The 9,508-nt window shown below is 42.4% G+C and carries 9 protein-coding genes and 1 tRNA gene; 9 read left to right on the top strand and 1 reads right to left on the bottom strand.

The features are described from left to right. The first annotated feature begins 639 nt into the window (after positions 1-639). From B3O33_RS02905 to B3O33_RS02885, 5 genes are all read left to right on the top strand, one after another. Positions 640-4,008, top strand: a complete 3,369-nt coding sequence (locus B3O33_RS02905) for a hemagglutinin repeat-containing protein (RefSeq protein WP_292362890.1) — start codon at positions 640-642, stop codon at positions 4,006-4,008. 13 nt (positions 4,009-4,021) lie between these two features. Beyond that, the gene (locus tag B3O33_RS02900) at positions 4,022-4,537 is read left to right on the top strand and encodes a hypothetical protein (RefSeq protein ID WP_292359611.1); all 516 of its coding nucleotides are present in this window, start codon (positions 4,022-4,024) and stop codon (positions 4,535-4,537) included. Positions 4,538-4,622: 85 nt separating this feature from the next. Then, on the top strand, positions 4,623-5,243 hold the full coding sequence (locus tag B3O33_RS02895) for a hypothetical protein (RefSeq protein ID WP_292359609.1): 621 nt from the start codon (positions 4,623-4,625) through the stop codon (positions 5,241-5,243). A 57-nt stretch (positions 5,244-5,300) separates the two neighbouring features. Next, the gene (locus B3O33_RS02890) at positions 5,301-5,921 is read left to right on the top strand and encodes a tetratricopeptide repeat protein (RefSeq protein ID WP_292359607.1); all 621 of its coding nucleotides are present in this window, start codon (positions 5,301-5,303) and stop codon (positions 5,919-5,921) included. A 286-nt stretch (positions 5,922-6,207) separates the two neighbouring features. Beyond that, positions 6,208-6,585 (top strand): hypothetical protein, encoded by a 378-nt coding sequence (locus B3O33_RS02885; protein ID WP_292359606.1) that lies wholly within the window; start codon positions 6,208-6,210, stop codon positions 6,583-6,585. 455 nt (positions 6,586-7,040) lie between these two features. Here B3O33_RS02885 and B3O33_RS02880 read toward each other — a convergent pair. Beyond that, positions 7,041-7,131: transfer RNA gene (locus B3O33_RS02880), tRNA-Ser, on the bottom strand. Between the two features lie 154 nt (positions 7,132-7,285). Here B3O33_RS02880 and B3O33_RS02875 point away from each other — a divergent pair. From B3O33_RS02875 to B3O33_RS02860, 4 genes are all read left to right on the top strand, one after another. Then, entirely contained in the window at positions 7,286-7,957 is a 672-nt protein-coding gene (locus tag B3O33_RS02875; protein WP_292359604.1) for a Bax inhibitor-1/YccA family protein, read from the top strand. A gap of 68 nt (positions 7,958-8,025) precedes the next feature. Then, the gene (locus B3O33_RS02870) at positions 8,026-8,235 is read left to right on the top strand and encodes a YgaP-like transmembrane domain (protein ID WP_292359602.1); all 210 of its coding nucleotides are present in this window, start codon (positions 8,026-8,028) and stop codon (positions 8,233-8,235) included. 15 nt (positions 8,236-8,250) lie between these two features. Beyond that, complete coding sequence (moaA, locus tag B3O33_RS02865) at positions 8,251-9,258, top strand: GTP 3',8-cyclase MoaA (protein ID WP_292359600.1); 1,008 nt, start codon at positions 8,251-8,253, stop codon at positions 9,256-9,258. Next, positions 9,251-9,508 (top strand): formate dehydrogenase accessory sulfurtransferase FdhD (locus B3O33_RS02860; RefSeq protein ID WP_292362889.1); only part of this gene is annotated, 258 nt, incomplete at its 3' end. The genes moaA and B3O33_RS02860, both read left to right, overlap by 8 nt.

Below are 9,508 nucleotides of genomic sequence, written 5' to 3'. Positions count from 1 at the left end.
GTTACAAGCTATAGTGGTACCGCCTACTATTATGATTGGGATGGCCACGACAATGATTACGATATTGATGTTATCGGTCCCTATAAACCCGCCAATCATGTCGTTACGTATAACCTCTCTACTACACAGCTGGATGGTAATACGACTCCAGCGGGCAGCGAAACCAGTGTTAACTCAGCAACTGTTCCTGTTGTTGCAAGCAGCCTGTTTCAACCCAATCCTGATGTCGCAGCAGATTATCTGATTGAAACCAATCCACGCTTTGCCAATTATCGCTCTTGGTTAAGTTCTGATTACATGCTGCAGCAACTGGCATTTGATCCCGCGACTACGCAAAAGCGTTTGGGGGATGGCTTCTATGAGCAACGGTTGGTGCGTGAACAAGTTGCCCAATTAACCGGACGTCGTTTCCTTGATGGACACGCTAATGATGAAGCGCAATATCAGGCTTTGATGACGTCGGCCCTTACACAAGTCAGTGGCTTACAGCTCATCCCGGGGGTAGCACTTTCAGCCGAGCAGATGGCACAACTCACCAGCGATATTGTCTGGCTGGTTGAACAAACGGTTACGCTGCCTGATGGCTCAGTCACCCAGGCATTGGTTCCTAAAGTTTATATCAGACCTCAGACAGAGGATATGCAGCCGACCACCGGTTTGATGGCAGGCAACACGGTCACCATGAACCTCACTGCGGATGTGACCAATGAGGGGACGATTGCCGGTCGCGAGATCGTGGAATTGAATGCTGACAATATCAATAATCTGGGCGGTCAGATTGTGGCTGATTCGACGTTATTAAAAGCCAAAGATGATATCAACAACATTGGCGGTAAAGTCAGAGCAGGAGATGCCATGCTGTTGGAGGCCGATAATGACATTAACCTTCGAAGTACAACACAAAGCAGCAAACAAAGAGAAGGCGCCAACAGTTTTAGTCGGACGAATATAGATCGTGTTGCCGGACTGTATCTCAGCAACCCCGATGCGATTCTCATTGCCTCAGCAGGTAATGACGTTAACTTTATGGCTGCCAGTATCGTCAATCGTGGTGAAGGTGGCATCACGCAAATCACTGCTGAAAAAAATATCAACCTTGGCACAGTGCAGATTGCCGAACAGAACAGCAGCATTCGTAACGCTAAAAACTATGTCAAACATGGTGGCACACAAGAGATTGGCAGCATCATCGAAACAACTGGCGATATTGCATTAAATGCAGGCAACGACTTTAATGCAACAGCCGCTAGCATCACCAGTGAAGCTGGCGCAATCAATGTCACCGCTACGCAAGATATCAACATCATTGAAGGCCGTGAAACTAGCAACTTCGATACGGCACGTAAGGTAAAACGAAGCAGCACCTTCAGCAGTAAAACCAAAACCCGCCGCGATGTTTTCAAATCGGATAACAGCATCAGTAGTAACTTCAGTGGTGAAGCCGTTATGTTAGATGCCGGTAACGAACTGAACATTCGTGGCAGCAATGTTATCAGTGATAACGGCACCACATTAAGCGCAGTAGATAATGTGAATATCACTGCTGCCAACAACACAGCTTACGAATTTCATGAGCGAAAAACCAAAAAGAGTGGCCTTAGCGCCAGCGGTGGAAGTCTTACTCTGGGCAGCAGCCAACTCAACACCAAGCAAACGACAAACAGTACTAATCAAACCGGCAGCACCGTGGGTAGTTTAGAAGGCGATGTGATCATAAACAGTGGTAAAACCTATACCCAAAAAGCCAGTGATGTGCTGGCCCCGCAAGGCAATATTGATATCAGTGCTCAACAGGTCAGTATCGTTGCTGGGAAAAACACCCGTGATAACACTCAAGAGACTAAATTTAAACAAAGTGGCTTAACGCTTGCGGTTCAAAGTAGTGCACTTAACCTTGCACAAAATGTTGTAGATACCACACAGTCCACTTTACAAAGCGAAGGCAGTCGAAACAAAGCGTTGAACGCACTACAAACTTATGCCAATAGCGCAACACTTATGGAACAAGGAGGTGCAGCCATTGATGCCATTAATGCGGGCGAGATTCAGTATGCAGCTTCTTCGGCAGGCATCAAATTAAGTATTAGCGTTGGTAGCAGCAACAGTGAAAGTTTCAGCAGCTCAAGCCTAACTAATCACCAAGGCAGTCTAGTGAAGGCCGGTCGTGATGTCAGTATCACAGCAACTGAGGATGACTTGACTGTAGTGGGGAGTCATATTGCAGCAGATAAAAACGTCACTCTCGATGCTTCACGAAACATCAACTTGATCGCCAGTGCCGATAAAGAAACCAATCAAAGTAAAAACAAATCCAGTAGTGCCAGTATCGGAATTTCTATTGGGGTCGGGGGTGAGGGAACAGGTTTAAGCCTCGATCTGGCAGCCAGCCGAGGTAAAGGAAAAGCCAATAGTGACAGTCTGACTTACAACAATACACAGGTTTCTGCTGGAGAAACACTTGCTCTGAATTCTGGCAACGACACAAATTTAATAGGTGCCAATGCCCGCGGGAAACAAGTGATTGCCGACGTCGCGGGAGATCTTAACATTGAAAGTGTGCAGGATACCGCGACAAGCAAGGCTAAACAAAGCAACACTGGTATCAGCATCAGCATACCCATCGGCGCTGGTATTGCTGGCGGCAGCATTAGCAATAGCAAACAAAAAAGTAACAGCAATTACGCCAGTGTTTATGAGCAAAGCGGTATCAAAGCAGGAGAAGATGGGTTTGATATCACCATAGCAGGTAACACGGATCTTAAGGGCGCAGTGATAGATAGCATTGCCACTGCCGACAAAAACCAACTCACTACCAGTACTTTGACTGTAAATGATATCCAGAACCATATGGATGCAGATGCCAGCTCACAAGGCATAACTCTCAGCAAGGACATGCTCAGTAGTAAATACGTTGCCGCTAAGGGCCTTGCAAGCAATTTACAGAATCATGGTGCCGCAGATATTAAGGATAGCAGCACAACACTGAGCGCTATCAGCCCTGCAAGCATAACGATCACGGATGAAACTGCTCAAATCGCATTAACGGATAAAAATGCCGAAGAAACCATCGGTTCATTGAATCGAGATACATCTGATACAAATCGTGTTCTGGAAAGACCCGATATGGAGGCTTTACAAGAAAAAGCACAGCAGGAACAAGCGGATAAACTGCTACTTTCTGCAACGATTTCAACATTTACTGATGAAGCATTTAAAAAAATGTTTTTGGCCAAAGCCAAAGTATTTGAAGTTGAAAGGGATGATGAAGGAAATGTTGTTAGAGACAGTGAAGGCAAACCCATAATGCACGAAATAGATGAGCCTGAAAAATTCAGATTAAAAGTAAATGGAGAAAACAAAAAGCTTAATGTATTCACTAATGGTCTTTTCAATGATGAATCGGCAGCTGGGGCTTATTCCGTTCAAATGGCTGAGGCACCAATTGGTGAGAAGGTTTATGTGGTCCATTTTCCAGACGCAAATAATTTTCTTTCAGAACTACTTGTAGCGGGGTATCAGAAAGGTTTAGAGAGTGCTGCATTGGGGAACACTAATGCTACACAAGAAATTATAAATCTGTCCCAAATATATGGACAGGACGGACTTAATTTGATTGGTCATAGTCGTGGATCGATGACGATTGGTAATGCTATGGAAACACTTCAAACCATGGGCTTAGTTGAGCCCCTTAGTAATACAAACATAAAGTTTGTGGGACCAGCATATTCTGCTCAAGAGGCAGCTAACTCCTTAGATACTTTAAGCGGAGGCAACCAGACATCAGTTGAGTTACAAAATCATATGGCGGATTTTGTAGGAAGATTGATTGGCGGTAACCCAGCCACTTATGGTGAAGTAGCAGAAGGAAGTGGCTTAATAAAAGAATGGATTAAACTATTTGGTGCTGCTCCTAATGTTCATGGCTGTTATGGAACAGGAGCCGCAAGTACTGATTGTTACCCCAGATATGGAGTACCAATCACTCATGATATTAATTCTGCACACTAAATTAAGGATTGTTATGAAAATCTTCCTAACAATGACCCTCTCAGTACTTATGTTTGGTTGTTCGACCTATATGCAGGATGTAGTTTACAAGCCAAGTCCAGCCACTTACCAAGAATGGTCAAAGACTGGAGCATCTAATCTTGAAATTAAAAAATCTTTATTAGAGTGCGGTAAGCCAGCTCCAGACACAAACTTCGATGTATACGAAAAAGCTTTCAAAATCAGTCGTTATGATGAAGATGCATATATAAATAAATTAGTGTTAGAGGGAAAGTGTATGGAACAAGCAGGATATTCATATAACGGATTTTATAATACTAAAAAGATATGTTCTTTAGAAAAATACAAACAATTACCCGCCTGTCAAGCAAATACAGTGATACCTGCTCACAGTCTTGAAAACCGTTTAAACGGATGGTATTGCAAAGTAAAAAGTGATTATAACTACTGTCTAACACATGCACTTGCTCCTCAGCTTTGTAGTCGTGAGAAAACAAATAATCCTCCACCTGAATGTTTACAAGACTGACATCTTAATCTAGATATATAAGAGGAGCTCCCCCTAAGAAAGTAACTAACAAACTTATTAACTTATTTTGATTTAAGGATAAATCATGAAAAAAACCATTCTAAGACTGACTTTTTCCACCCTGCTTTTTAGCCTTGTTACTGGCTGTTACACATCTACTAAATCATCTGCCCAAAAACGTCCAACCCCTTATGCAGATCAGATGATATCAATCATGGAAATTACTGATTCAACCGATCTGTATTTTCTTGAAGTACCCAGCCCAAGCAACTTGATTTCAGAAAAACTCATGCTGGCAACGTTCGAAATGGGCCAGTCAACGGTGGCGATAGACCAGCTTGTTCAATTACTTTCCTCAGGTACAGAGCTTTCAGTGGGTATTTTAGGTAAAAGTCAGGCACTCAATGTTGCAACAGTAAAAAGTGCGTTGATAAAAACCAAAGACAAGCCAGTTGCTGCAATTACTATCGTTTTGGTGGCTAATAAAAAACAGCAGGAAATATTAGGCAATGTGAATCCCCATCAAGACATTAATTTGGTCTACGTCGATAAGGAATTGCTGCCAGAAGTATCTTCTTCATGGCGCTCAAAAGACCACACCGAAGAATATCCCGATAGGGCAACCCAACTGCAACGGGATATGCAAAATCAGAGTAACCACGAGATGAGTGCTCTGTTGCGAAACACCTCTTCAAAAACTAGATGAGAACTATTAATAAATTCTCAATTGAGCATCTATTTGCAATAAATTTAAGGATAAAAAATGCATTTACTAAAAATATATCTAGTTTTGTTATTAATTCTCTCAAGCATGAGCTGTGCGACTGTTTCCCCTCAACAACAGCTAAATTATGAGGGTAATAAAGCATACCTTTCCGGACGTTATCAGGAAGCACTTCGAGGTTATGAAAAAACGCTGGAGGTGGCAAATAAAAATAAAGACCAGCAATATATTGCTATTGCAATGTATGGTCTGGGAAGAACAAATATTAAGCTTTGTAGATTGGATGAAGCTGAAAAATGGTTGAAACAATCCATTATTGTTCGTGAAAAGGTGGCTGATAATGATGAAGCAAAGATTACACAAAATATATCAGAACTTGCCAGATTATATAAAGCTCAACAGCGTTACTTAGAAGCCAATGTTCTTTTTGAAAGGTCTTTACCGTTACTTTATCAAATGAAGGCTGATCACTCAGATCCGATTGAACTTGCAAATCATCTTGATGAATATGAAAAGTCCCTTCATCAAACAGGACGGCTGTCAGAAGCAGATGTTATTGCCATAAAAAGCAGTGAATTAAGGCAAAACAATCCTGGAAAGATTGCACTTTATAGCCCTGATCCAATACCACAAAGCTGTTTTATATCAAGTGGCCAATGAAATAAGGAAAGGCATCGTGAGGCAGAACGAATGGGAGGACTCACTAAAGAATGGGCGAATGTATGCGAGATAACGGTACGTTTATTTAGAGTAGTGCAATGAGCGATGTCAATACCCGTAAAAATTAAATCATAACTCCCTTTAAAACCAGAACATTATGGCTGAATTATTGGTTTTAGATTCCATTAATTCTGGGTGGAGATTGATTCAAATAATAATGTAAAAATCGCGCAGCCAGGCGAGTAAAAGTACACCCTGTATGGGCTGGGGTAAGAGTAAGAATGAAATGGATGATCAGCTTTGCCCAGACAAAAATATTTCAATCAAAAAGAAAAGGAAATCACTTATGAAAAAGCAGTCATTACTAATTTCAATGTTACTCAGTCTTAGCGTGTTACTAGCCCAAGGATGCTCAAACTCCAACTTCAATAGCAAGATTGATCATGATTGCCCGTACCCACCAAAAGAAAACTTAATAAATGGTCATTTAAAACCCGAGAACGGCGTAACACTTAAATGCCAAGTGAAAAACTTCACCAATAGAATGTCTTGCATTGAAATCATAGATGAAGAAGACGAAGGGTTATTTTGTAGCAATGGATCAAAGAAAGCTTTATTTGTTTTTGATAAGAACGACATTCTCAAAAATTATAAATTCTATTAATCCTTTGAGTTATTAACTTATATCAATGGAGAATAACTAAATTGATTTTACGTCTTAAGTATAAACTCAGTGTTTATTTACAATGCTGAAGAGAAAATGAATGATTCATAATGGAAAAAAGATATCAAAAATATTTATTAGATTTTCTTGCTTTACTCTAATCATTTTTTTTGTTTTCCTCCTGCACTACATTCGGTTCTAACGCAATTAAAGCCGCGCAACGACCTGAAGAAACAGAGCGGCAGACGGAGATGCGTCTAAATCAAGAATGGCATGCTTGTATGACGGAAAAGGGTTACCGGGATACGCGTGCTGTGCCGCAGTAGAATTAAAAGCAAATACTGCATTTATGTACGACAATATAAACTGAAATAATTTCTAAATACAGAACAGCTAAAATCCCAATTACAAAACCCCAGATACAAAAAAAACGGACCGAAGTCCGTTAGTTTGTTTGGCGGAGGGACAGGGATTCGAACCCTGGGTAGGCTATAAACCCACGCCGGTTTTCAAGACCGGTGCATTCAACCGCTCTGCCATCCCTCCAAGACGCGGCATATTACTAGGAATGACCTGATCTGACAACAGTGAATGCAAAATTTATATAGCTATTGCCATTTAGAACTTATCCGGTAGGATGATGTCCATTGGATGAACCACCAATCATCAATACTTTACTGAGTAATGGAGAAATAAACTGATGAACTACGATACACAATCAACAGTTGTACGCTCGCGCGAGTCTGCGCTGCAAACCAACAAGTTATTGCGTAACACCTATGTACTACTGGCAATGACGCTCGGCTTTAGTGCCGTTACAGCTGGTGTTTCAATGGTTTTAAACCTGCCGCATCCCGGCATTATCATCACTTTGATCGGATACTTCGGTCTGTTGTTCCTGACAGCTAAATTGCGCAACAGTGTCTGGGGTATCGCTTCTGTATTCGCGTTAACAGGGTTTATGGGCCTGACACTGGGACCAATTGTTAATGCTTATTTAGGATTACCGAATGGCCCGCAAATCGTTATGCAAGCTCTGGGTGCGACCGGCATTGTGTTTTTAGGATTGTCTGCTTATGCGATTAAATCTGAGAAAGATTTCAGCTTTATGGGCGGCTTCCTGTTTGTTGGTATTCTGGTTGCTTTCCTGGCGGGGCTGGCGGCAATCTTCTTCAGCATGCCTGGCTTGTCATTAGCAGTTTCTGCCATGTTTGTACTGTTGATGTCTGGTCTGATTCTGTATGAAACCAGCAACATCATTCACGGCGGTGAAACGAACTACATCATGGCAACCATTACCCTGTATGTCAGTATCTACAACTTGTTCACCAGCCTGTTACATCTGATTGGCGCTTTCTCAAGCAGTGATTAATTAGCCAGTCAATTGCGTTATTCTTTCAAGCCCCTGCAAAGGGGCTTGTTTGTATCTGGAGCAATGTAATGAAAAAGAATCTTGGCAAAACAGACAGAACGTTACGCATCATAATCGGTCTGTTTATAATAGCGATTGCATTGTATTACCAAAGTTGGTGGGCCTTGCTCGGATTGGGGCTGCTGATTAATGGTTTAAGTGGTCGCTGCGGTGGGTATGCTTTGTTTGGCTTTTCTACCGCAAAGGCCTGCGATATTTCTGATAAAGAGCGTAACTAGCGCATAATAAACATCATGACGGATAAAAAAACACAATTAATCGATAATTTCGGACGGCGTGTGTCGTATGTACGCATTTCGATCACCGATCGTTGTGATTTTCGTTGTGTGTATTGCATGGATGAAGAAATGACCTTCATGCCGCGTGAACGGCTACTGACGTTGGAAGAGATCGCTTTTCTGGTAAAAGCGTTTTGTGAGTTAGGCGTTGAAAAAGTGCGTATTACTGGTGGCGAACCATTAGTGCGTCGCAACGTAGATTGGTTAATCGAACAGATTGGCGCGCTGAAACACACCACATCGCTTAAAGAGCTGAACTTAACCACCAACGGCTCCCAGTTACCGAAGTACGCTGAAAAGCTGGCTGCAGCCGGTATGGATCGTATTAATATCAGTCTGGACTCGTTAAATGCCGAGCGCTTTCGTGAACTCACCCGTACTGGGGAATTAACTCAGGTATTGGATGGGATTGAAGCGGCTAAACAAGCCGGCTTTAAACGCATCAAACTGAACGCGGTCATTATGAAAGGTCGTAACGAGGATGAAATTATCGATCTGGCACAGTTTGCTATCGATAATGATCTCGATATTTCCTATATCGAAGAGATGCCGTTAGGCCAGGTAACGCATAGTCGTAATGAAAGCTACTGCAGTAGTGATGAAGTGCTTGCCACATTACAAAAGCATTTTGATTTGCAAAGCAGTATCGCCAATACCGGTGGCCCATCGCGTTATTACAAGGTTGCTGGTACCAATAGCAAAATCGGTTTTATTTCCCCGCATAGCCATAATTTCTGTGAAAGCTGTAATCGGGTCAGAGTGACGACAGAGGGCCGTCTGCTGTTATGTCTGGGGCAGGAGCACTCGATGGATTTGCGCGATATTATCCGACGTCATCCGGGCGATATCGAACAACTCAAACAGGCCATTATCAAGTCAATGGATATCAAACCGAAAGGCCATGACTTTAACATCAAAGAACAACCGATTATCTTTCGCCATATGAGTGTCACCGGTGGCTAGTTATCAGCCGGAAATGACCAATCAGGGCATTAATCGCCTGCATACCACCACTGTTTTAGATGAGTCAGGCGCATCCCGCGAAGTCTCATTAACTGGTGAAAGACCACTGACCATTTATCTGGATAATCGTGAGATTGTTACGTTGATGACGCTGGGTGGACAGCCGGAGTTATTGACGCTGGGTTATCTGCGTAATCAGGGACTTGTCGACGAAATAACGCATATTAAATCCATCCAGGTGGATTGGGTG

The sequence above is a fragment of the Methylophaga sp. UBA1464 genome (assembly GCF_002325665.1).
Lineage (GTDB): Bacteria > Pseudomonadota > Gammaproteobacteria > Nitrosococcales > Methylophagaceae > Methylophaga.
This window is presented reverse-complemented; position numbering and strand designations above follow the sequence as displayed.